This window comes from Pseudomonas sp. FG6 (assembly GCF_057809015.1).
In genome coordinates, this window is the sequence record NZ_JBMDJD010000037.1 from 23152 (window position 1) to 45607 (window position 22456).

The following is a 22456-nucleotide window of genomic DNA, read 5'->3' on the forward strand; positions in this document are numbered from 1 at the left end:
GCAAAAACAACCTGGCCGTCTAGATTCAAAATTGTCTTCAGCCGCGCAGTTCGTTGCGCACACCCCACCCCCTCAAGCGAGCGCTCCATTGATCTGAAAACGTAACTGGCGTTGCTTTATTTACTGACAAGGAATCTGTCATTAACAACAAGAGGGATGCTTGATGAAGCATGGCCGTGGGTTTCGTTCGCTCTCGCAAAAGGGACCAGCCGCACACTTCTGGCTGTCGTTGTTTTGCTTCTCGGGCCTGGTGATCGCCAGCTTCCTGCTGTTCGAGCAACAGATCGAGGGCTTGCTCGCCCATCTCAACCTGTACTTGCCTTCCACACCGTCGCAAACCTTCAACGTGGCGCTGCTGCTGATCGCCTTGCTGGCGCTGGACGTGGTGCTACCGGTGCCTTCGAGCATGGTCGCGCTCCTGGCCGTGGCCATGCTGGGCAGTGTCGGCGGTTACCTGGTGATTTTCATCGGTCTGTGCCTCGGTGCCGGCTTGGGCTACGCATTGGGCGCCGGCTATTTTCGCCTGCTGGCGGGTCGCCTGGGCCTGCACCAGCGCCAGCCGGGACAACTGGGCTACCGGTTGGGAACGTTGTCGCTGATTTGCCTGCGCGGCATTCCGGTGCTGGCGGAAACCTCGGTGGTGGCCGCTGGCATGCAACGCTATCCGCTGCCCGCGTTCCTGCTGGTCACCACGCTGGCCAATGCAGGCTTGGCATTGGCCTATAGCGCGATTGGCAGCTTTCTCGTCGAGCAGAACGCCCTCTTGGTCACCCTCCTCGCCAGCATGGTGCTGCCCGGGTTGTTTCTGGTCGGCTACAGCCTGGTCAAGAACCTGCGCAAGAGCGACACCGAACAGTCACTGCATGGGCGTTTCAAGGTGAACTACGACTACCCGGTGGTGTTCACCGATCACCTGTTCGATCCGCTCAACCCGTGCCTGTACCATCAGCTCACCAGCGGACACCGGGGAGCGGTGACCGTGCTGGTGTTTGCCGATGAGCAATTGTTCGACAGCGCACCTCAGTTGGCGGGGCAGATCGAGGCATACTTTGCTGCCCATGCAGCCGACCTGCATCTGAAAACCGCACCGATCGCCGTACCGGCCGGCGAGCTGAGCAAGGACGCCCAGGTGCTGCAACAGCTCTACGCCGACATGCTGCAACAGGGCCTGGACCGGCATTGCCATGTACTGGCTCTCGGCGGCGGCGCGGTACTGGACGCGGTGGGCTACGCCTGCGCCACGTTCCACCGCGGCGTGCGCCTGATTCGCGTACCGAGCACCGTGCTCGCGCAGAACGACGCCGGGATCGGCGTGAAGAACGGCATCAACGCCTTCGGCCAGAAAAACCTGCTGGGAGCGTTCTACCCCGCGACTGCCGTGATCAACGACTTCCAGTTGCTGACCAGCCTGAGCCGCCGCGACCAGATCGCCGGACTGGCCGAGGCGGTCAAGGTGGCGCTGATCAAGGACGCGGAGTTTTTCCAATGGATGGAGCGAAACGCCGACGCTCTCGCCCGCTTCGATCATTCGGCCAGTCGCTACGCCATCCACCGCTGCGCCGAACTGCACCTGGCCCACATCACCGGCGCTGGTGATCCGTTCGAGCGCGGCAATGGACGGCCCCTGGATTACGGCCACTGGGCCGCACACAAACTGGAAAACCTGAGTCGGCATCGGCTGCGCCACGGTGAAGCCGTCGCAGTGGGCATGGCCCTGGATGGACTCTATGCCAATGCCCTGGGGCTGTTGAGCGATGCCGAGGTCGAACGTGTCCTGGCCCTGCTGCTCAAGCTCAGTTTCTGCCTGAACCCACCGGAACTGTCCCTGAAGGACGCCCAAGGACGCTCGCAGGTTTTGCTCGGGCTGGAGGAATTTCGTCAGCATTTGGGTGGGCAGCTCTCCATCCCCATGCTCAATCGGATCGGTGAATCGCTGGACGTGCATGCCATCGACAGCGCGCAAATGGAACAAGCACTGCAACGGTTGTCGAGCCACGCGGCGCCGATGCTGACCCTGAACGAGAGCTACGGACAATGAGCCAGGCATCGTCGGACCTCAAGACCTGGCTGACCCTCGGCCGGGTCTCCAACCTGCCCACGGTATGGACCAATGCCCTGGCCGCGACCTTGCTCGCCAGCAGTGCCGGTGCCCTGGCACCGCCGTCCTCCCTGGTGTGGCTCTTGCTGCTGGCCGCGCTGTCGCTGCTGTACCTGGCCGGGATGTTGTTGAATGACCTGTTCGATGCCGATTGGGACCAGCAACACCACAACCCACGGCCGATCACCCTGGGCCTGGTCAGTCGAAACCAGGTACGCCTGGCCACGGCACTGCTGCTGACGCTGGCCGCCGCCTCGTTGCTGGGGTTGGGTCAATTGATCGAACAGCCGCACTGGCTGTTGGGCAGCGCCACCGTGCTGGTGGGCTGCATCCTGGGCTACAACCTGCTGCACAAGAAGTACGCCCACAGCGTCTGGTTGATGGGGGCCTGCCGTTCGACCCTCTACCTCACTGCCGCGGCCAGCCTGGCGATGCCGCCGCAACCGATCTGGCTTTGCGCCCTGCTGCTCGGTGTCTACATCAGCGGCCTGACCTACCTGGCCCGCCAGGAACACCGCAACCAGTTGCTCAGCCGCCTGCCCCTGGTGCTGATGCTGAGCCCACTGACCCTGGCGATCTACAGCGACAACCCGTGGTTCTGGCCGGTGCTGCTGCTATGGCTCGGGTGGCTGGGCTGGCACTACTGGCGTCACCTCGCCAACCCGCAACACCGAAAAGTCCGCGCCTTTATCGGCGCCGGGCTGGCGGCCCTGCCGTTGTTCGATGCGCTGGTGCTGGCCGTCGCCAATCAGCCCTGGGGCAGCCTGGCTTGTGTCCTGGTGTTCTTCCTGCTTCCCCACTTCCAACGCTGGATCAAACCGACATGAACATGGACGTCACGGCGCCGTCATCGACGGCCCTGCAGATGCGGCACGACTGCCTCAACGAACAACGCCAGCACTTGCTCCAGCAGTTGGACGACAACGAGCTTCGATGGTGGCTGGCGGCACAAGCGCGGCTGGCGCAGGAGCCGACGGCCGATACCGCCGCGCGGTTGAGCAGCCAGTGCAAACGCCAGCTCAAGGACCAACCGATGCCCGACTGTGTCGGTTGGAGCACCGTGCAGATGGCGCGGGCACTGCTGGTGGCCCGGGTGTTGGAACCACACGCCCTCGACGCGCAATTGCCCTTGCTGCGCCAGTTGTTCTTGTGGGGCGACGATCAGGAAAAGATCGCCCTGCTCAAAGCCCTCGACGGGCTCGACCGCCAAGGGCTGTGCGTGGAATTGGCCTTGCAGGCCGGACGCACCAGCAACAGCCAGGTGTTTGCCGCCCTCGCCCTGGATACCCCTTACCCCTCGCGGCACTACGACGAGCGCGCCTTCAACCAACTGGTGCTCAAGGCATTGGGCATGGGCCTGGACGTGGGTCGGCTGATTGGCCTGGAGCAACGCCAAGGCGTGTCGCTCAACCAGTTGGCACTGGACCTTTTGGACGAACAACTCGCCGCCGAACGGACGGTCTCCCCAGGGCTGCCCCTGGTCATTGCCTTCAACCTGCTCAGCGCCGCGCAACAGCAACGCCTGGTGGGCTTGAACCGACAGCAATGCTTGCCGCCGAACTGGCGCGAGCACTTGGCCGACGCTTGATCGAACGAACGTCGCGTCGCTTTTTTCCCTGATGAGGATTCACCATGCCCAAGTACTTCGACCCGCACATCCATATGGTCAGCCGCACCACCGACGACTACCAGAACATGGCCGCCGCCGGCATCACCGGGGTGATCGAACCGGCCTTCTGGCAGGGCCAGGCCAGGACCAGCGTCGGCAGTTTCGTCGATTACTTCGACACCCTGCTGGGCTGGGAACGCTTTCGCGCCAGCATGTTCGGCATCCACCATTTCTGCACCATCGGCCTCAACCCCAAAGAAGCCAATGACCTGTCCCTGGCCAACGAGGTGCTGGAGATCCTGCCGCGTTACCTGGTGAAGGATGGCGTGGTGGCGGTGGGTGAAATCGGTTACGACGACATCACGCCCGAAGAGGATCGCTTCGTCGCCGCACAGTTGGAACTGGCCAGGCAATTCAACCTGCCGGTGCTGGTCCATACCCCGCACCGAGACAAGATCGGTGGCACCAAGCGCACCCTCGCGGTCATTCGCGAAGTGGGCATCGCCGAGCACATGGTCATCATCGACCACCTCAACGAACTGACCCTGCCCCTGGTGCTGGACAGCGATTGCTGGCGTGGCCATTCCATCTACCCCAACACCAAGATGTCGGAACAGCGCATGGTCGCGCTGCTCAAGGAGTACGGCACGGAAAAAATGGTGGTCAACAGCGCCGCCGACTGGGGCATCAGCGACCCGCTCAAGGTGCCCAAGACGGGCGCGGCGATGTTCGCTGCGGGCTTTAGTGAAAGCCAGGTCGAACAGGTGCTGTTCCACAATCCGGTGGATTTTTTCGCCCAGAGCGGCCAGCTGGACAAGACCCTGGTCAGCACACCGCTGCCCATCGACCAGCGTCGCCAGTGGCAGGACAACTCCGCCCTGCGGGGCCAGGAGCCGGTGATCAAATGAGCGCCACCACGGGTTGGGCTGCCGCGCAGATCGGCTATTGCAGCAACGTGCACCCGACCCGTGACCTGGTCGGCCTCCAGTCATCCATCGAACGGCATTTCCAGGGGGTGCGCACACGGCGCGGGCTGGATCAACAGGACAGCGGCCTGTGGATCTGTGCCCGCGCCGCGACCGAACTGCAACAGCCGGCGGCGCGCACGGCGTTCCTCCAGCGCCTGCAACGCAGCGGGCTGCGCCTGACCTCGCTCAACGGATTTCCCTATGGTCAGTTTCACCTGGGTGCGGTGAAGGCCGACGTCTACCTGCCCAGTTGGGCCGAGCCCGAGCGCCTGGCCTACAGCCTGGATTTGGCGCGGATCCTGGCCGACGCCCTGCCGGCGGACTGCGATCAAGGCGTGATTTCCACGGTGCCTCTAGGCTACGCCGCCAGTTGGACCCCGAGGTTGCAGCGGCGCGCCGAATCCATGCTGCGCCAACTCACGGCGTCGCTGGCGCGGCTGTACCTGGAGACCGGCAAGAAGATCGTGTTCTGCCTGGAGATGGAGCCCGACTGCGTGCTGGAAAACACCGACCAGGCCATCGCCTTCTTTCGCCACTGGCAGGCCACAGACCGCCACCACGAACACCTGGCAGTGTGTTTCGACGTCTGCCACCAGGCCGTGATGTTCGAGGACTGCTATCAGTCGCTGGACCGGTTGCGGCAGGCCCACGTGCCCATCGGCAAGATCCAGCTGTCCAATGCGTTGATTTGTCACCTGCCCGAGGACGACAGGCGCCGCGCACAGGTGCTGGCGACGTTGGGCGGTTTTGCCGAAACCACCTATCTGCATCAAGTGAAAGCCCGCGATGAACAGCAGCGGCTGGCGGCCTGGGCGGACCTGCCGGCGGCCCTCGACGATTGCACCCGGAACCTGCGCCCTCCGGAGCTGCGGATCCACTTCCACATCCCGCTGTTCAGCGAACACTTGCTTTTGCCCGAGCTCAGCGGCAGCCAGGTCGCGCTGGGGCAGACCTTCGATTTCCTGTCTACGCACACTGATTTTCGCCCGGTACTGGAGGTAGAAACCTACAGCTGGGGCGTGCTGCCCGCCCAGTTACGGCCCATCACCGAGCACGACCAGCTCCAGGGCATCGTCGCGGAGTTGCAGTGGGTCGAGGACCAACTGCGCCAACGGCAATTGCTGCAACAGCCGACGCGAGAGGCGTACGCCGATGCCCTCTGAACACCCGCGCCAGCCGCTGCTGCTGATCAACGTGGTCGGCCTGACCCCGGCACTGCTGGGGGCCGCGACGCCGCACATCAACGCACTGCTGCAGACGGCCAAGATGGCCAGCCTGCAACCGGTGTTCCCGGCCGTTACCTCCACGGTCCAGGCCTCGATCCTGACCGGCCTGGCGCCATCGAAGCACGGCATCGTCGGCAATGGCTGGTACTTTCGCGACCAGGCCGAGGTGCGTTTCTGGCTGCAGCCCAACGCGCTGATGCAGGGTGAAAAGGCCTGGCAGGTGCTCCAGCGCGAGATCCCCGGGTTTCGCTGCAGCCAGTTGTTCTGGTGGTACAACATGTATGCGGACGTGGCGGCCGCCATTACGCCAAGGCCTCATTATCCGGCCGACGGGCGCAAGCTGTTCGGCCTGTATTCGACACCGTCGACGTTGCACGAGCAGATCGAGCAGCAGATTGGCGAATTCCCCTTTGCCAGCTTCTGGGGCCCGGCGGCCGGCATCGCGTCGAGTCGCTGGATCGTCGATTGCGCCATCACCGAATTCCAGCTCAATCGGCCGGACCTGCAACTGGTCTACCTGCCCCACCTGGACTACTGCCTGCAACGACTGGGGCCCGACGATCCGTCGATTGCCGACGAGGTACGGGCCATCGACAACGAAGTGGGCCGCCTGCTTGCCTTTGCCCAGGCGCAAGGCGCGGCGGTGATGCTGCTGTCCGAATACGGCATCGAGGCCGTCCAGCAATCCGTCTCCATCAACCGGGTGTTGCGCTCGGAAGGCTTGTTGCAGGTTCGCCAGTCGCTGACCTGGGAGATGCTCGACCCCGGTGCCAGCGCAGCCTTTGCGGTGGTCGATCATCAGGTTGCGCACGTCTACGTGCAAAGGGCCCAGGACGTAGCGCGGGTCAAGGCCCTGCTGCAACGCCAGCCCGGCATCGCGCGGGTGCTGGACAAAGCCGAGCAACGGGCCTGGCAGCTGGATCATCCGCGCAGTGGCGAGCTGGTGGTCGTGGCGGCGCAAGGGTATTGGTTCGATTACTACTACTGGTTCGACGATCGCAAGGCCCCCGACTTTGCCCGCACCGTAGACATCCATCGCAAGCCGGGCTACGACCCGCTGGAGCTGTTCGTCGACCCGGCCATTCGCTTCCCGAAACTCAAAGTAGCGCGCCGCCTGCTGCAAAAAAAGCTCGGCTTTCGCTACTACATGGACTTGATCCCGCTGGACACAGCACTGATACGCGGCAGCCACGGACGCCTGCCCGAGAGCGCCCGGACCGGTCCTCTGCTCATCACCAATTGTGATCTGCCGTTGCCACAGCACCTTGCGGCCACGGCGGTGAAGCAACTGCTCCTGGAACACTTCCTGGGGCGCTCCTCTACCGACCCGGCCAATGCCAAGGAGATTCCATGCGGCGAGCCATTTCCATAACTGTTCTCAGTGCCCTGGCCGGTTTGGCGCAGGCGCAGGACACCAACAATTTCGACTGCAACCAGTTCCTGCAGTTTGGCGCAGACATCGACAAGACCCGGGCCGAGTTTGCCCAGAGTCCCGAGACCATGGCGTGGAACTGGTTCGTCTGCCTGAACAAGCCCAGCGCCGCACAAAGCAGCAATCTTGAGTGGGAAACGTTGAAGCCTTCGGACCAGGTCTACCTGCCCAATGGCGCCCCACCCGGGGCCTATGACAGCTCCGCGCCGCTCCCGGCGGCAGTGGTGACGCAAGCCACGGCACTCGGCATGGACCTGTCCCGGGCCTTCCATAACATCAATGCGATCCAGCAGGTGGATGGGCTGATCCTGCAAATGGGTGGCGCCGTGCCTACCTCCCAACAAGGCAAGCCCGTGCGCTTTCAACTGCTGATGAGCCGGGATACGTTCGATTACATCGTGCAGCGCAAGGTCTACAACATGAATGGCCAGGCCGCCCTGCCCGACAACCTGGCCTTTGCGCCCACTGCCTGGGAATTGAAAGCCGCGTGGTTATGGATCGGCGCGGACACGACCTACCGACAAACCCTGGTGAACGATGGCTACTACGTTGCCCAGGCCTATTACCAGCAGGAGGACGGCACTTATCAGGTCGGCTATGCCGCGTTGAGCGGCCTGCATGTGATCAACAAGCTGCACGCCAACTGGGTCTGGACCACCTTCGAAAACGTCAACAACAGCAAGTACACGGTGACCAACGCCGTGCCGGCGACGCCGATGACCAACACCACGGGGCCGACCCCGGCCGCCAAACCGGTGAATGCCAGTTTCCAGGCCAGTAACCCGACGCTGTCGCAATACGAATTGATCGGGGTCGAGTACCAGCCCATCACCCAGGTGCTCGCCAACTCGCAACTGGAGTCGGCCTTCCAGAACACCTCGTCGTGCCTGGCCTGCCACGGGACCGCCGCCTATTCGCTGCAAAAAGGCTATTTCAATTTCGCCATGAAAGAGAACGGCGGCATCGTCTACCCGACGACCCCGCTGCCGAATTCAGCCTTCGACGGTTACAAAAAATTGGACTTTGTCTGGTCGCTGAAACGCGCCCAGTGGCAACGCTAAGGAGCATGACATGAGCGTATTGAATTTTCCCCGCATCTACCTCAACGGCCACATGTTCTGGAACCCGCCGACGGCCAACAACAACGACGTGTTTCCGCTGTATGAGGCGGTCAACATGGACATCAACTGGCCGTTCATGCAGTACTTCGACATCACGCCCGGGAACGCCCCCACCCAGTTGATGCCCTGGACCATCACCCCCCTGGCGATAGCGAACGTACCGAGCTATGTGTTGCAGGTACCGGGCAACGCCAAGCCATCAAGCTACCCTTTCATGCCCGCCGAATGGGACCTGTTTGGCGACAATGCCTGCGGTACGGTGAGCTACAAGAGTACGCGCTCGACGATCATTGGCGGCGAGCTGCAAGCCAACACCTACATCACCCAGGATGCGCTGGTTGGCAGGGACTACCAGCTACTCGGCAATCCCTTTGGTAGTAGCACACCGACTGCCGCGCGCTTCGTGGATATCAGCCCTTGGCAAAATACCTTCACCGCCTTGTATTTCGACAAGCTGGTATTGGGGGATGGCACCTGTGGCCTGACCCTCAACCGCCAGTACCGGATGATGGACCGTTTCCTGAATTTCAAATGGGCAGCCTTGGGCGGCCTGGCGACGGTCACCACCACCTGGCAGAGCTGCTTTCCCAAGGAAAATCTGGAATGGGTCATCGGCGACTCTTCGCTGCTGAGCAATCTCCAGCAGCAAATGACGCTGCAAGGGGCCAAAGGCCTGATGTTCAGGTTTTCCACCTACCTGACCTGTTACGACAGGAACGGGGTTTTCAACGACTTCCCGTACATCAACACCCGGTCCCATGACCCCGATGTCATGGCGCGTGTGCAAGCGCTGTATCAGCAGGGCCTGGATAACGTCGCCGATATCTTCTTCAATCCCGCCTACAGTCGCACCGCCGCGACCCTGGGCCTCTGGTTCGCCGACGAATACCCCACCGCCCCGGCCGGCCCCCGCCTCGTGCCCAAGGACGCCGTGTCCATCTTTCAAACAGACCAACCCGAGGATGCCCAAAGCGCGCAATTGGGGGTGATCTCGGCACAGATCAACGACCGTACCTTGTCGCTGGATCTGACCAACACGTTCCCGTTCTATCCGGTAAACGCCAACGCCCCCATCCTGACCGCGGAAAAATTCCGCGCAGGCGACTACCAACTGGGCGTACGCCAGAACGGGCAATTCACCCCGGCGGTCAGCTTCGGTTTCGAACAGTACCGACAAGCCGCCTTCGACAAGCGCTCGGGCCTGCTGGACTTGCCCCTCAGCGACGCCGCCAAGGCGACATTGCAGTCCGGTCCACTAGAGCTGCAACAGCAGGGCCCGGCCCCGGCAGCCCCGGTGACTGCTGCCACCCAGCAGACATGGACCGCCGAAGTGATAGAGAGCGGCAGCTTCATCGACGTGGGCGGTAGCAAGACCCTGAACATCATGGTGCAGAAAAATGGTCGGCCTGCCGCCAACACCACGCTGTGGGTGGCCGAATACAACAACCCCTACATGGTGACCACCAGCGATTACTACCTGGCGTTCAGTAACGCGGCCGATTTCACGCTGTTCTATGACAACCCGGCAGACCGCACCTTGAACCAGCCCAATCTGCCGCAATTCGCCGAGATGCCGCCGGTAGCCAGTTACCTGGCCAGTGGCAGCGGTCGCGGGCTGACCGCCTTGAGGGTGCAAGAACCGAGCGGCACACCGATAAGTTACCAGCAGTTCCTGCATGGCGAGGGCAAGCCGATCGCGATCGACTTGCGCCCTTGCCTGGCATTCAACGCCGCCGTCTATGTCACCGGAACACTGGGCAACGACCAGGCCACCCAGGTCGACTACTCCTATGTAACGACCACCACCAACGCCGACGGCATCGCCCAGGTCAGCTTCAGTGCCCTGGCTCCGGGCTTCCCGACCTTGCGCTTTTTCGTAAAGGAAGACGCCGGCGACCCGATCGTTCCCTTCAGTTTCCCACTCGTGCAGGCCTACACCGACTTCCTCGCCCCGATACGCGTCCTGCCGCTGGACATGCAACTGCAACAGGACTTCGTCAACTACTGGAACTCCATCTACCAGAACCAGGACGCCGCGAAGCAGCTGTGGGACAACTTCATCTACCCGCGCATCCTGCAAACCTTCTATTACCTGTACCCGATCATGAACAAGTTCATGCCACTCGATTCCCAGGTCCGCGTCGAAGGGGCCATTGACCAGTTGATCGTGCTGATCAGCAAGGAGTACCAGGAAGAAAGCACCCTCGCGATGCCCATCACCCGTGACATGTCGCAAAGCCGGCGCGCTGTACTGGAGCTGTGGGCCCAGGCCCTGGTCAAGCGCAACTACCCGCCCATTCCCCTCAAGATGAGTGATTACAACAATCTCTGACCCATACGGTGACCGTGGCGAGGGAGCTTGCTCCCGCTGGGTTGCGCAGCAACCCCTTTTCTGTGAGCGCTTCGCACTCAAGCGGGAGCAAGCTCCCTCGCCACAATTAACCAGGTGATGGAGCCGCCACCCGGCACTTTTAGAAGGAGTGACCTATGAAAACCAGCCTCTTGAACCGGCTACTGCTGCTGATCCTGCTGCTCAGTCCGCCGCTCTTCGCCCAACAGGACAGCGGTGCCGTGTACTTCACCATGGGGGTGCACAACACCGAGGGGTGCAACGAACAGAACGGCAACTGCATCGCCAAGCGCCTGCCGGGCGAACCTTCCGATCCGTTTTTCCCGGCGTTCTGGATCAGTGACTGGACCATGTACCGGGTGATGCACAACTACGAGAAGAACCCGCCGCCCTACAGCAATCCACCGACCACCCTTGCGCCGACGGACTACACCGTCTCCCGGGGCACCAGCTACTACGACACCACTTACATCCCGGCCGATGGCGATGGCTTCGGCGCGATGATGGAGCACTACGAGAAATACTGCCTGCCGATCTTCCCGATCAAGAACAACAACTACACCTGTTCCTTCGTGTCCCTGGGCAACAAGGCGTACTTCCTGACCTACCCGCAGGACCGCCCCAAAGACATGCCGGCCTGCTGCATGTTCTCGCCGATGAATCATCCTCCGCGGCAAGATTTCATCCAGCACCTGCCCTACAGTGCCGCGCGCAGCCAGAACCTCAACGGCAGCGTGCAAGCCTATGCCGTCGACGTCGACTCGCCAGACGGTCCGATCCTGTTCGGCTACGCCTTCTACAAGACCGCCTCGGGACAGCCGCCGTACCGGCATCCCCAATCGTTCTATTTCTCCGGTGACGCCAGCGTCGCCAACGCCCCGATCGTCAGCCAGAACTACACCAACTTCCGCATTGCCAAGCCCGACCCTGCCCAGACCTGGGCGCAGGTGGCGGCGATGTGTCCGTCCAACCCACCGCCCTGCCAGTTGTTCGAACCGCCTGCGTCACTGAGCAACGGCCAGAAGGCCCAGTGGAACAAACTCATGCAGCGCAAACCCTGACCCGAGCGAAGGATCGCCATGAACACTTCATTCCGTTTTAGTGCAATGCTGCTGGGCCTGGCCAGTCTCCCGGCCCTGGCCCTGCAAGCCCCGGAACAGGCCAGGCCGGCGGCCCAGGCCACGAGCCTGAATTGCCAGCCCCCCAGCACGGCGCCCGCCGCGTCGGCCAGCCAGGACCTGTTCGATCAGTACAGCTGGCAGCTGTTCATCGCCATGAACTGGCCCGCCCAGGCAGGGCAACGCGGCGACCCGGACTGTTCCAAGCAGCCGGGAGATGCCGGCTACACCGTCTGGCAGACCTACAAGACCGTGGAGGAAACCTTCCTGCCGGGCGCGGTCAATCCGGGGCCATGGAACAGCCCGCAACGGGCCAAGAGCCTGGGCATCATCAACATCGCCGCCTTGAAGAACAGTACCCAGGTCAATGCCGTCGACCAGGCCGTGGGTGGCTGGCTGATCGACCAGGCCGGCAACCCGACCTACTACGACATCTCCTCCAACGAGGCCTCGTACAACTACATCGTCGCCAACGATTTCTATAACGCCGAGGTGGTGTCCCGGGCCAACAACATCAACTTCCCCAACGGGGTCATCGAGATCAAGTCGAGCTGGCGCATCCTCACCCCCAACGACAACGCCAGTCACTACCTGACCATGCTCGCCCGGGTCGCGACCTTCGATGACCAGGGCCAGCGCACCGGGGTTACCGAGGCCTACCTGGGGCTGGTGGGCCTGCACATCATCACCAAGGTCAGCGGCTATCCGCAGTGGATCTGGTCGACCTTCGAGCAGGTCGACAACGTGCCGCCCAAGGTGATGGCGCACGGTGGGTGGGTCGATCAGCCCACGCCCGGCACGGCCTACTCCTACTTCAACGCCGCAACCCCGGCCGCCGCCCTCAACCAATCGCCCTGTGACTGGCAGTCCCAGGCCGGACACCTGATTTGCGTGCCCAAGCCCGGCACCACGTTCCAGACCCCGAACCCGTTGAACCGGGTCACGCCGATCGCCGAGATCACCGACGAGGTCAACACCCGTTACCGCAGCGACCCGGACCTGCAAAAAAGCGTGCTCAAGTACTACCAGCTCATCACCACCCAGCGCCCGCTGATGCCGGACAACCCCAGTAACCCGCTGGGCCAGCCGACCCCGGCTCTTTCGGCCAACGTGACCATGGAGAGCTACATCCAGCCCAACAGCAGCTGCATGAACTGCCATTCCATGGCGACGCCGGTCAGGAGCCCCTACAAGGCTGATTTCTCCTACATGTTCAAATTCGCCAACGCACCGGCCGGTAAAACCACCCAGGACAAGGAATAGACCATGAGCATCCTCAATGGACCACGATTGAACTTCTGGGGCGGCATTCGCACGGACGTCAGCCTGCCGAACAACTCGCCGACCATTCCCTATGATGGCAACGATAAGTGGCCGCTCTTCGACCTGACCACCTCGACCCTGGCACCGGGCGCCCAGTCCTACAGCGACGACGACTTGAACAACATGATCAATGCCCCCGATGGCGACTACTACACCGCCGGGGGCTGGAATCACTACGGGCAGCATGTGGTGGACATGCAAAACGCGCTGATCAGCTCCCAGGGCATCCCGGGCACCATCAGCACCACCGGCGACCTGGTGGGCCAGGCTGTCTACCTGCTCGGCTCGGTGGACCCGGTGACCGGCCAGGGTCCCGTGTCCGGCCCGATGATGGTCGACCTGGACCCTACCTCCTCGACGACCACCCAGATCTTCGTCGGCGGCCTGCAAATCGGCGGCAACGACAACGTCCAACTGCTGATCCGCGATAACACCGTGTGCAGCAGTTTCGACGTCGCCGGGCGTGTGCTGCTGCCGGCGAAAATGGACGCACCGGGGTCTTTCCACGCCAGCGGCACCTTCCAGCTGACCTTTCCCATGAGCAGCATCGTCAGCTGGAACCAGAACAGCACCGGCCTGCGCTCGATCATCCAGGCGCCGGGGGCGACGGGCATCGTCCTGCGTTTCGTCATGTTCGAAATGTGCCCGACCATGACCACCGAACAACTGGACGCCGACTACGCCGCCGGTAAGTACACGCCCAACCCGAGCATCGGCCGGGTCATCGGCACCTTGGCCCCGGCCTTCGCCGACGAGCCGCTCAATTGCCAGCCGGGCCGCCAAGTGGTCAACCAGGCCACGGGGAATGCCGGTTATGCCGACCTGGGCAACACCGGTTACCTGAGCATCGACATGGTCAACGTCATTCCGAAGGAAACCTTCCGGGCCGTCAGGGACGACATCACCAGCCCTATCGGGCCGAACGCGAACTATGGGACCGTGACCATCAGCGCCGGCACCACCACCCTGGGCACACTGGACCCGACCAGCCGCCCCTTGGTGGACTACTACGTGTACGGCGGCATCGTCGACCTGCCGATGACGTCCAGCCAGCAACAGGCGGTGCGCACGTCCGCCCTGTCGATCAGCGCACCCGGCAAAGTCGCCGGGACCACCCTGAACGCCACCGAATCGACCTATCGGGTCTACGCCGACTATCGCAACGTCTACCTGGATGACCATCCTGATGGCGTGTCACTGACCTTGCAGGTCCGCTACCTGGGCGGAGCGGTCCCCAGCACGACCGAAATCGACCTGGAGGCGATCCCAGCAGCTAATCCTCCCACCTACAAGGAACCGCAGTACTGGGACTTCCTCGACTTCCCGAAATCGTTGACGATAAACGCCGGCCAACTCGCGGTCAGCGTCCCGGTCACCGTCAAGTCGGGCACGGCCGCCCAGGCGGGGTTCGTCGCCCTGACCTGCACCGCCAATGGCCTGGACAGCAGCGGGTATTTCACCAGCTTCCGCAAATACGCCCAGACCGACTTTGGCATTCCCGCAGGCACGACCATCACCTGGCCGCTGATGTACCCCAACGTCCTGCGTTTTCACTACCTGGCCTTCCCCGCCATGTCGCGCTATATCCCGCTCAACCAGCCGGACGCGGTCATGGGCGCCAAGAACCCGATCCTCGCCCGCACCGCGGACGCCTACAAGGGCACCACGCTGTTCATGCCCGTGGTGCGTTCGATGTCGCCCTGCCAACGGGCGCTGCTCAGGGCCTATCTCACCGGTGAACCGTGGCAACCGCCGCAATGACCGCGCCCATTCACGTGCCTGGAGAGACATCGATGCCCATACCCATTCATATCCCTGCAACACCCGAGGAAGACTTGTGCCCTAGCAGTGTCATTGCCGAGGGCCTGCTCAACCCCAGGGGTGTCTGTCTACAGGCCGACGGCAGCCTGTTGCTGGCCGAAGCCGGCTCGGGCCTGCCGGACGAGACCTTCAGCGGTCGCATCAGTCGACTGTGCCCCGACCCTGAAATGCCGGGCGCCTACCTGCCCCGCGAAACCGTGACCGGCGGTTTTCGCGCCATGAACATGCAGGCCCGCATGCTGCGCGATGAGATCATGGGGCTGTCGGACATCGCTTGCGGCGATGGACGCTGCCTGGCCAGCCAGACCGATTACGTCGGGGGCTCCAGATTGCTGGACCTTCGATACACCCCACCAGAGCCGGTGTTTCACGGTCGCGGCAACTTGAATGCGCTGTGTTATCACCCGACCCGCCACAGTTGGCTGGCCGTCAAACCCGACACCAATCAGTTGGTGGAATTCGCCCAGGGCCAGGAGGAACGCGTGCTGGTCCAACTGCCCGACCTGGACCAGGGCCAGGAAGCCGTGCCGGTGACCCTCGTGTACGAACCGGCAACCGATGCAGTGCTGATCAGCCTGTTTTCCGGAGAACTGCACGGCGACCCGGCGCGCAAGGGCATCGACTTCGCCGACAAGGCCGGCCAGGTGATTCGGGTCGATCCCGCCAGCGGCAAGATCGACGTGCTGATTCGCGGGCTGCAACTGCCCACCGGCCTGGCCCTGCGGCCCCAGGGCAACCTGTTGGTGCTGGAACTCTGCGACCGCCTGCAACAACCCTTGCCGCCGGATTGGAACGGCGAGCCGCTGCATGGCGGCTTCACCCGGTTCACCGGGCGACTGCTCAATTGCAACCTGCAAACGCACCACGTCAGCGTGCTCGCCCGTGGCTTGGATACACCGTCCAACCTGTGCCTGGTGCGGGATGCCGTGCTGGTCAGCGAAGGCATGGGCCTGACCGGTCGGCCCCTGCCCACGCCCGGCCGCGACAGCGTTGCGCTCAGCGGCAGGCTCCGGCGGGTACAGCTCTGAACCACGTCGGCCCAATGCGTTGCCAGTGGTTCACTCAAAGTACATTTGATTCATGTGGCGAGGGAGCTTGCTCCCGCTGGGCTGCGTAGCAGCCCTTTTTTACAGGCTGAGCCCCCCACTCACCCAATCAACTTCGCATACAACGGCCGGTCGATATTGCCGCCGGACAGAATCACCCCCACGCGTTTGCCCTGCATGGCCTCACGTTCCTGCATGAGCGCCGCCAGGGCCGCAGCGCCTGCGCCTTCGGCGAGGTTATGGGTGTCGGTGTAGTACACCCGCATGGCCTCGGCTATTTCGCCGTCGTCGACCGACAGGATCCGCGCCGCACCGGCCACATAGATGGCGAAGGCCTCGGCAATCGGCCTGCGCACCGCCAGACCGTCGGCAAAAGTGTTCGCCGAAGCGGTTTCGCGGAGCGTACCCGCCTCGAACGACAGCTTCGCCGCGGCGGCCTCGCTGGACACCACGCCCACCACTTCGGTGTTGAGGCCCAGGGCGTCGCGGGCGGCGATGACGGCGCAGATACCCGATCCGCAGCCGATCGGCACGTAGACGGTGTCCAGGTCCGGCACCGCGTCGAACAGTTCGAGCGCATAGGTCGCCACGCCCTTGACCAACTCGGGATGGAACGGTGGCACCAGATAAAGGCCGTGCACATGAGCCAGGCGCGCCGCCTCTTCGCGGGCCTCATCGAAGTCGCGGCCGTACTCGACCACCTCGCCGCCAAAGCCACGCATGGCCGCATTCTTCTCCGTCGAATTACCCTGGGGCACGACGATCAAGGCTCTCAAGCCCAAGGCCGTCGCCGCCAGTGCGAGACTCTGGCCATGGTTGCCACGGGTCGCCGTGACGATGCCTTTCGCCTCTGGATGGGCGCGCCTGAGCCAGTGCATGAAGGTGATACCTCCGCGCACTTTGAACGCGCCCGTCGGTGTGTGGTTTTCGTGCTTGACCCACACCGTGCAACCCAGCCGCTCTGCCAGCAGCGGCCAGGCATACTGGGCAGTGGCGGGCATGACTTGGTATACGTGGCGGGCAGCTTGTTGGATGTCGTCGCGAGTCGGTTTGTGCATAGGGTGACCTCCAGGTTTTGTCCACTCTAGCCAGCGACACCTGAACACGGCTTTCAGAAAACCGACCTGACTTTCAGGTGCGCTCTTCACTACTATGGTGTTCATGAACCCTCGAAACCGCCCGACCTCGCCCCCGTCCGAACCAATCCGCCGGATCGAGGCCGGCCCATGGGCGATCGAACTGTTGCCCGGCTGCGCCTACGCGGCCCGCTACGTGGCGCCCCGGTCGGCGATTGGCTTTGCCTTCGACAGCCAGCGGGGGGTGCACGCCATCGGTAGCGACCGCGTCCAGCCCTTCAGTGCGATGCCCAACGGCCTGGCGTTCGTTCCGGCCGGGTGCGACGTGTACTCCGAGTCCGCCACGGGCGGTGAGTACCTGCGGGTGGTGCGCACCGATGCCATTGCGCTGGTGGGTGACCATGCCTTCAACAATCGCATCGACCCACAGGCCGTTGCCCTCGCACACCGTATGCGCGGTGCGTTGCTGCATGCGGCTGTAGAGGACGATTGGGAGCGCTGGGCGCTGGAACTGGCGGCACGGTTGGCGGGGAACGACACGCCACCGACAGCCGCCACAAACGCCCTCGACAGACGCCGGATGCGCCTGCTCGACGAGTTCATTGATGCAGGTCTGGGTGAGCCGTTGAGCGTACAGGCGATGGCGGGGCTTCTTGGGCTGTCCGAGGGCTATTTCATGCGGGCATTCAAAAGCGCGACCGGCCAAAGCCCCCATGGCTACCTCATCGACCGACGCCTGGCCAGGGCCCGCGCCTTGATGCGCGACTCGACCGCCCGGTTGTCAGACATCGCCCAAGCCTGCGGCTTCAATTCCCAGGCCCACATGACGACCGCCTTCAAGCAGCGGCTTGGCGTCAGCCCGGCACAGTTGCGCCGCCACTCGGGCGCGCAGACATCGTTCAGGCCTTGAACTGCACCCCCTTCATTTACAAGGGCTCGGCTGTCTGGATCAGCGAATTCAATACCAGTTTTATTTCCACAGCCGGATCTCTATGGCCTTGTAATATCAAGCCTTCCGACAATGCAGTAAAAGTCCGGGCAAGCGCGGCATAAGCCAAGGGCGGCTTCTTGCCAGCATGGTTGAAGATGATGGCGATCAACTTGCCCAACGCTTCGCAGTTCTCTTTGTGCAAGTCGTAGTAATGGGGGGCAAACTCTTCATCGCGCAAGGCGATCAGTTGCAGTTCCGCATCCAGCACGGCGCAGTTGCTACTGTCCTTGAGCGTGTCGATATAGGCATTCAAGCCTTGGCTCAACTGTTCCGATGAATAACCCGACGTGAGGGTCGCGCTCAGCCGTTCGAGTTCCACGCGCTTGAAGCGTTGGGCCAACTGCAGAAGCAAGTCTGACTTACAGGTAAAGTTCGAGAAAAACGCCCCCTTGGAAAAACCGGCCTCCTCGGAAATAGCGTTGACGCTGGCAGCATGAAAACCCTTTCTAATCATCAGGTCGACGGCCGTGTCGAACAACTTGTCCCTGGTTAGTTGTTGGCTCTCTTCTCGACCCAATCTTTTCTTAATCACGCCTGCGGCTCCTCTGGCCAAACCAAATATCTATTTGTAACTGGATGCAACAATCGGCCTTCTCACTGCGCATGATCCCGTTTCGGTGCGCATCATATCTTATATACGCCCGGCATATTCATTTGCATTTAAACTTTCAACAATGCCATGTATATGCCACATATCGTGGCGCAAGAACGGCGAATGCAAACGGCCCTCACCGCGCAGCTTTTCTTGCTACGGTCAGCGATCTGGCCTTGGGTCATGCGCTGCCAGATCATCGGACATCGGCTGTCGCGCACCGTTCTTGAGCTGATCGAAGCTATTTTTTCCACCCGGGAATCGCCTCAAGCCCCGTGAACACAGACGTAAAAGCCCGATACAGAGGGGCCCGCGAAGCATTCCGACGAAATACCGCTTGATTCTCAGATACCGAATGGTTTTTAATTGCGCCGTTGGTGAAGCCCAACGCCTGATCAAGGAGCATCGAGTCAGCCACAGCGCTCTCGATGCAGCGACAGGTCATCTCAAAGGAGCGGTACTTTTAATGGAATATGCCTTCGTTACAGGCGCTACTGGCCTGCTCGGAAACAATGTCGTGCGTGCGCTTTTGAAACGCAACATCAAGGTCAAGGCGCTCGTTCGTTCCGTAGAAAAAGCCCGGAAACAGTTTGGCGACCTGCCTGTCGAACTGGTGGAAGGCGACATGCTCGATGTCGACGCCTTCAGCCATGCACTGCGCGGCTGCGATGCCCTGTTCCACACCGCTGCATATTTCCGCGACAGTTACAAAGGCGGCAAACATTGGCAAATGCTCTATGACACCAATGTGACCGGCACCGAACGGCTATTGCAAGCGGCCTATGCCGCCGGCATCCGCCGGGCGGTCCATACTTCTTCCATTGCCGTGCTCAAAGGCAATCGGGATCAAGTGATCGACGAAACCATGTCTCGCAGTGAAGCCGAGGCTGACGATTACTACCTGAGCAAAATATTGTCCGAGCGCAAAGTCCAGGAATTCCTGCTGCGCCACCCGGACATGTTCATCACCATGGTCTTGCCGGGCTGGATGTTTGGCCCGGGCGATATCGGCCCGACTTCGTCAGGGCAGTTCCTGCTCGATTTTGTTGGCAAAAAACTGCCCGGCATTCTGCCGGCGAGCTTCTCCGTGGTCGATGCCCGGGACGTCGCCGAACATCAGATCGCAGCCATTACCCGTGGCCGGTCCGGTGAACGCTACCTGGCGGCCGGCAATCACATGGACATGAAGAACATTTTCCAGGCCCTTTCCAGTGTCAGCGGCGTAAAGGCGCCCGAGCGAAAAGTGCCATTGACCATGCTGCGAATTATCGCGCTGATCTATGAAACTTATTATCGCATTACCAAAAAGCCGGTGCTGATCAGCACTTCCACGGTGAAGCTCATGGAACAAGAGCAAGGCCGCACCCATTTCAGCCACCAGAAAAGTTCAAAAGAACTGGAATGCAAGTTCCGCCCGGTGGCGGAAACCTTTACCGATACCCTGGCATGGTATCGGATCAACAACTACACAGATGCTTAATTGAAACATTTCATATATAGCCTGCCTCTGTAGTACTTTTTTTGACTGGCCACACTTCCAAGGATTGAGAGAGGTTGGTAAATGAAAAAGCTTTCAAGTAATGAAGGTTTTCTGCACCGCTTCGTCGGTTTTTCGGAGTCTTTTCCCGAACAGATCGCTATTAAGCATCTGGACACGGAAGAAGACACCGTCACTTACCGCGAACTGCACATCATGGCGCAAGAGTGCAACGGTGCATTAACGGCACTGGATGTATTGCCGGGTGACAAAGTGGCGTTGATATTACCCAATGGCGTGGCATTCATCGCTTATTACCTGGCAATTATCGGACGCGGTGCTGTTCCGGTGATTCTCAACTACAAACTGACGTCGTTCGAAATGACCAACGTCGTCAGCCTTGCCAAGCCGACGCTGGTGGTGACGACCGACACGCTGCTGGAGCAACATCACGCGTTGTTCCAGCCGGCCCACGGCGTTCGACACGTCTTGGTGTTGCCCGGCGAAAACGCCTCGAAGGCCGCCCTGCCCGCCCACGCAACGGCCGTGTCCGCGCTGGCCAAGGTGTGCGAGCCCCTGGTGCTGCCCGAAGGCAACCCGATTGTCTCGATGCAGTTCACGTATCGAGGCATGGGCAAGCCCCTGGCCGTTTGTCACCGCTACCTCGACCTGACCCAATCGAGCGATGGGCTGCATGAGCACTTCCATCTCCAGGGCGTCGGATCGGTTCATCTGGTGACGTTGCCGCTGTACGCCATTTTCGGACTGTCGGTGATGATGGTGTTTCCCTTGAGCGTGGGCGCGACCCTGCTCATGACCAATACCCTGCTCAACCGCGACCTGGCTCAAGTGCTGTCCGAGCATCAGGTCACGTTTGCCTGCCTGGTACCCGACGTCATTCGCTACTTCAATACGCGACTGGCCAAACGCAAAGGCGCGCCGTTGCCCATGCACCCGCAGCTGATGATCTACTCCGGCGGCAGCCATCTGCCGGCCGACGACGGCGAGAAGCTGGGCAAGCTGCTCGGATGCAATGCGGTCCTGCAAGGCTATGGTTTGACCGAAAGCATGCCGGTGATCGTTCAGAGCTCCGTTGGCGAGGTCCATCGCGGCGCCATGGGACGGGCGATCAGCGGCGTGGAGTTGCGCGTGGTCGATGCCCAGGGACAGGATGTGGCCCCCGGGCGCATTGGTGAGTTGCTGATACGTGGCTCGATGGTGATTGACGGATACCGCGATGCCGAGGACGCCAATGCGCGGTTCTTCCGCGATGGTTGGTTCCACACCGGCGACCTGGTCTGGCGCGACGACGAAGGGCACGTGTTCTTCTATTGCCAACGCCTGCGAATTTCCAAGATCAAGGCCCAGATGGTCGACCTGACGGAGATCGAATCGATCGCCCTGACGCACCCCGACGTCAAGCGCGCCAAGGCCTATATCGTCCCGGACAACAAGGAAGTCAATGTCCTGCACCTGACTGTCGAGGGCAACGACGAACTGACCCAGAACACTGTCTCGACACTTCTGGCCGGCTACCTCTCGGGCTTCAAGCTGCCCAAGACCATCGAGATCATCCCTCTCAAGGAAGAGACCCATGCAAGCTGACAACGCACGGCCCGTTCTGGCCGTTTTCGACTTCGACGGCACACTGACCGACCGCCACACCTTCTGGCGCTACATGCGCTACATCGTAGGCACCCGCTCGTTCTGGCTCAGGATCATCCCCCTGCTGCCCAAGATGCTCAGCGTGATCGTCGGTATCACGCCCTTGATGCAAGCCCGCCTGGCATTCATCAAGTGCTATCTGGGCGGGCTGTCGGTGGAGCAGGAACGCGAGCACGCCAAATATTTCATCAGCGAACTGCTGCCGCTCTGGCTCCGCCCCGAGGCCATGCGCCGGCTGCATTGGCACCAGTCGATGGGCCACATCACCGCGCTCGTCAGCAACTCCCCGGAAAACTATCTGATTCCCTGGGGCCAGGCCGTGGGTTTCGACTACGTCTGCGGCACCCGCCTGGCAACGGCCAAGAACAAACTGACCGGTGGGATCTCCGGTACCAACTGCGTTGAGAGAGAGAAAGTCACTCGGCTCAAGGGCTGCTTGAGCAACCTCGATGACTTTTACATTTATGCCTACGGCGATTCATCAGGCGACGATGCCCTGCTCGGCATTGCCAACTCTCCCTTCTACAGAAACTGGTACTGATC

The 22456-nt window shown here is 61.7% G+C and carries 19 protein-coding genes; 17 read left to right on the forward strand and 2 right to left on the reverse strand.

What is annotated here, in order from left to right:
- Nucleotides 1–163: 163 nt before the first annotated feature.
- From ACODSJ_RS20740 to ACODSJ_RS20795, 12 genes are all read left to right on the forward strand, one after another.
- Nucleotides 164–2038, forward strand: coding sequence for a 3-dehydroquinate synthase (locus ACODSJ_RS20740; protein ID WP_489103513.1), 1875 nt, complete (start codon nt 164–166; stop codon nt 2036–2038).
- Nucleotides 2035–2925, forward strand: coding sequence for a UbiA family prenyltransferase (locus ACODSJ_RS20745; protein ID WP_489103514.1), 891 nt, complete (start codon nt 2035–2037; stop codon nt 2923–2925). The genes ACODSJ_RS20740 and ACODSJ_RS20745 overlap by 4 nt, the downstream gene beginning before the upstream one ends.
- Entirely contained in the window at nt 2922–3686 is a 765-nt protein-coding gene (locus ACODSJ_RS20750) for an EboA domain-containing protein (RefSeq protein WP_489103515.1), read from the forward strand. Before ACODSJ_RS20745 ends, ACODSJ_RS20750 begins: the two co-directional genes overlap by 4 nt.
- A gap of 44 nt (nt 3687–3730) precedes the next feature.
- Nucleotides 3731–4615 carry a TatD family hydrolase gene (locus ACODSJ_RS20755; protein WP_489103516.1) on the forward strand — a complete coding sequence of 295 codons (885 nt, stop codon included), beginning with the start codon at nt 3731–3733 and terminating at the stop codon, nt 4613–4615.
- A complete protein-coding gene (gene eboE / locus ACODSJ_RS20760; protein WP_489103517.1) occupies nt 4612–5838 on the forward strand; it encodes a metabolite traffic protein EboE in 1227 nt (408 codons plus the stop codon). The genes ACODSJ_RS20755 and eboE overlap by 4 nt, the downstream gene beginning before the upstream one ends.
- Nucleotides 5828–7273 (forward strand): alkaline phosphatase family protein, encoded by a 1446-nt coding sequence (locus ACODSJ_RS20765; protein WP_489103518.1) that lies wholly within the window; start codon nt 5828–5830, stop codon nt 7271–7273. Before eboE ends, ACODSJ_RS20765 begins: the two co-directional genes overlap by 11 nt.
- Nucleotides 7252–8394, forward strand: coding sequence for a hypothetical protein (locus tag ACODSJ_RS20770; protein WP_489103519.1), 1143 nt, complete (start codon nt 7252–7254; stop codon nt 8392–8394). The genes ACODSJ_RS20765 and ACODSJ_RS20770 overlap by 22 nt, the downstream gene beginning before the upstream one ends.
- A 10-nt stretch (nt 8395–8404) precedes the next feature.
- Nucleotides 8405–10786, forward strand: a complete 2382-nt coding sequence (locus ACODSJ_RS20775; RefSeq protein WP_489103520.1) for a hypothetical protein — start codon at nt 8405–8407, stop codon at nt 10784–10786.
- Nucleotides 10787–10941: 155 nt separating this feature from the next.
- Nucleotides 10942–11865, forward strand: coding sequence for a hypothetical protein (locus ACODSJ_RS20780; protein ID WP_489103521.1), 924 nt, complete (start codon nt 10942–10944; stop codon nt 11863–11865).
- Nucleotides 11866–11883: 18 nt separating this feature from the next.
- Nucleotides 11884–13185, forward strand: coding sequence for a hypothetical protein (locus ACODSJ_RS20785; protein WP_489103522.1), 1302 nt, complete (start codon nt 11884–11886; stop codon nt 13183–13185).
- 3 nt (nt 13186–13188) lie between these two features.
- Complete coding sequence (locus ACODSJ_RS20790; protein ID WP_489103523.1) at nt 13189–15006, forward strand: hypothetical protein; 1818 nt, start codon at nt 13189–13191, stop codon at nt 15004–15006.
- Nucleotides 15007–15038: 32 nt separating this feature from the next.
- A complete protein-coding gene (locus tag ACODSJ_RS20795; protein ID WP_489103524.1) occupies nt 15039–16094 on the forward strand; it encodes a hypothetical protein in 1056 nt (351 codons plus the stop codon).
- A gap of 119 nt (nt 16095–16213) precedes the next feature.
- Here ACODSJ_RS20795 and ACODSJ_RS20800 read toward each other — a convergent pair whose 3' ends face one another.
- On the reverse strand, nt 16214–17170 hold the full coding sequence (locus tag ACODSJ_RS20800; protein ID WP_489103525.1) for a threonine dehydratase: 957 nt from the start codon (nt 17168–17170) through the stop codon (nt 16214–16216).
- Nucleotides 17171–17264: 94 nt separating this feature from the next.
- On the opposite strand from ACODSJ_RS20800, the gene ACODSJ_RS20805 reads away from it, so the two are divergent.
- Nucleotides 17265–18098 (forward strand): helix-turn-helix transcriptional regulator, encoded by an 834-nt coding sequence (locus ACODSJ_RS20805; protein WP_489103526.1) that lies wholly within the window; start codon nt 17265–17267, stop codon nt 18096–18098.
- Nucleotides 18099–18114: 16 nt separating this feature from the next.
- On the opposite strand, the gene ACODSJ_RS20810 is transcribed toward ACODSJ_RS20805, so the two are convergent.
- A complete protein-coding gene (locus tag ACODSJ_RS20810; protein ID WP_489103527.1) occupies nt 18115–18711 on the reverse strand; it encodes a TetR/AcrR family transcriptional regulator in 597 nt (198 codons plus the stop codon).
- A 183-nt stretch (nt 18712–18894) separates the two neighbouring features.
- Between ACODSJ_RS20810 and ACODSJ_RS20815 the strand changes: the two genes are divergently transcribed.
- The 4 genes from ACODSJ_RS20815 (at nt 18895) to ACODSJ_RS20830 (ending at nt 22454) form a co-directional block, all read left to right on the forward strand.
- Nucleotides 18895–19050: a hypothetical protein gene (locus tag ACODSJ_RS20815; RefSeq protein ID WP_489103528.1), complete on the forward strand. Its 156-nt coding sequence runs from the start codon at nt 18895–18897 to the stop codon at nt 19048–19050.
- 187 nt (nt 19051–19237) lie between these two features.
- Nucleotides 19238–20251: an SDR family oxidoreductase gene (locus tag ACODSJ_RS20820; RefSeq protein WP_489103538.1), complete on the forward strand. Its 1014-nt coding sequence runs from the start codon at nt 19238–19240 to the stop codon at nt 20249–20251.
- 81 nt (nt 20252–20332) lie between these two features.
- Nucleotides 20333–21853, forward strand: coding sequence for a class I adenylate-forming enzyme family protein (locus ACODSJ_RS20825; protein ID WP_489103529.1), 1521 nt, complete (start codon nt 20333–20335; stop codon nt 21851–21853).
- Nucleotides 21843–22454 (forward strand): HAD-IB family hydrolase, encoded by a 612-nt coding sequence (locus tag ACODSJ_RS20830; protein ID WP_489103530.1) that lies wholly within the window; start codon nt 21843–21845, stop codon nt 22452–22454. The genes ACODSJ_RS20825 and ACODSJ_RS20830 overlap by 11 nt, the downstream gene beginning before the upstream one ends.
- The last annotated feature ends 2 nt before the right edge of the window (nt 22455–22456 follow it).

What these genes read in the sequence shown, in the direction of transcription:
- ACODSJ_RS20740 (WP_489103513.1), top strand. Translation starts at nt 164, where the DNA reads ATGAAGCATGGCCGTGGGTTTCGTTCGCTCTCGCAAAAGGGACCAGCC.
- ACODSJ_RS20745 (WP_489103514.1), top strand. Translation starts at nt 2,035, where the DNA reads ATGAGCCAGGCATCGTCGGACCTCAAGACCTGGCTGACCCTCGGCCGG.
- ACODSJ_RS20750 (WP_489103515.1), top strand. Translation starts at nt 2,922, where the DNA reads ATGAACATGGACGTCACGGCGCCGTCATCGACGGCCCTGCAGATGCGG.
- ACODSJ_RS20755 (WP_489103516.1), top strand. Translation starts at nt 3,731, where the DNA reads ATGCCCAAGTACTTCGACCCGCACATCCATATGGTCAGCCGCACCACC.
- eboE (WP_489103517.1), top strand. Translation starts at nt 4,612, where the DNA reads ATGAGCGCCACCACGGGTTGGGCTGCCGCGCAGATCGGCTATTGCAGC.
- ACODSJ_RS20765 (WP_489103518.1), top strand. Translation starts at nt 5,828, where the DNA reads ATGCCCTCTGAACACCCGCGCCAGCCGCTGCTGCTGATCAACGTGGTC.
- ACODSJ_RS20770 (WP_489103519.1), top strand. Translation starts at nt 7,252, where the DNA reads ATGCGGCGAGCCATTTCCATAACTGTTCTCAGTGCCCTGGCCGGTTTG.
- ACODSJ_RS20775 (WP_489103520.1), top strand. Translation starts at nt 8,405, where the DNA reads ATGAGCGTATTGAATTTTCCCCGCATCTACCTCAACGGCCACATGTTC.
- ACODSJ_RS20780 (WP_489103521.1), top strand. Translation starts at nt 10,942, where the DNA reads ATGAAAACCAGCCTCTTGAACCGGCTACTGCTGCTGATCCTGCTGCTC.
- ACODSJ_RS20785 (WP_489103522.1), top strand. Translation starts at nt 11,884, where the DNA reads ATGAACACTTCATTCCGTTTTAGTGCAATGCTGCTGGGCCTGGCCAGT.
- ACODSJ_RS20790 (WP_489103523.1), top strand. Translation starts at nt 13,189, where the DNA reads ATGAGCATCCTCAATGGACCACGATTGAACTTCTGGGGCGGCATTCGC.
- ACODSJ_RS20795 (WP_489103524.1), top strand. Translation starts at nt 15,039, where the DNA reads ATGCCCATACCCATTCATATCCCTGCAACACCCGAGGAAGACTTGTGC.
- ACODSJ_RS20800 (WP_489103525.1), bottom strand. Translation starts at nt 17,170, where the DNA reads ATGCACAAACCGACTCGCGACGACATCCAACAAGCTGCCCGCCACGTA.
- ACODSJ_RS20805 (WP_489103526.1), top strand. Translation starts at nt 17,265, where the DNA reads ATGGTGTTCATGAACCCTCGAAACCGCCCGACCTCGCCCCCGTCCGAA.
- ACODSJ_RS20815 (WP_489103528.1), top strand. Translation starts at nt 18,895, where the DNA reads ATGCAAACGGCCCTCACCGCGCAGCTTTTCTTGCTACGGTCAGCGATC.
- ACODSJ_RS20820 (WP_489103538.1), top strand. Translation starts at nt 19,238, where the DNA reads ATGGAATATGCCTTCGTTACAGGCGCTACTGGCCTGCTCGGAAACAAT.
- ACODSJ_RS20825 (WP_489103529.1), top strand. Translation starts at nt 20,333, where the DNA reads ATGAAAAAGCTTTCAAGTAATGAAGGTTTTCTGCACCGCTTCGTCGGT.
- ACODSJ_RS20830 (WP_489103530.1), top strand. Translation starts at nt 21,843, where the DNA reads ATGCAAGCTGACAACGCACGGCCCGTTCTGGCCGTTTTCGACTTCGAC.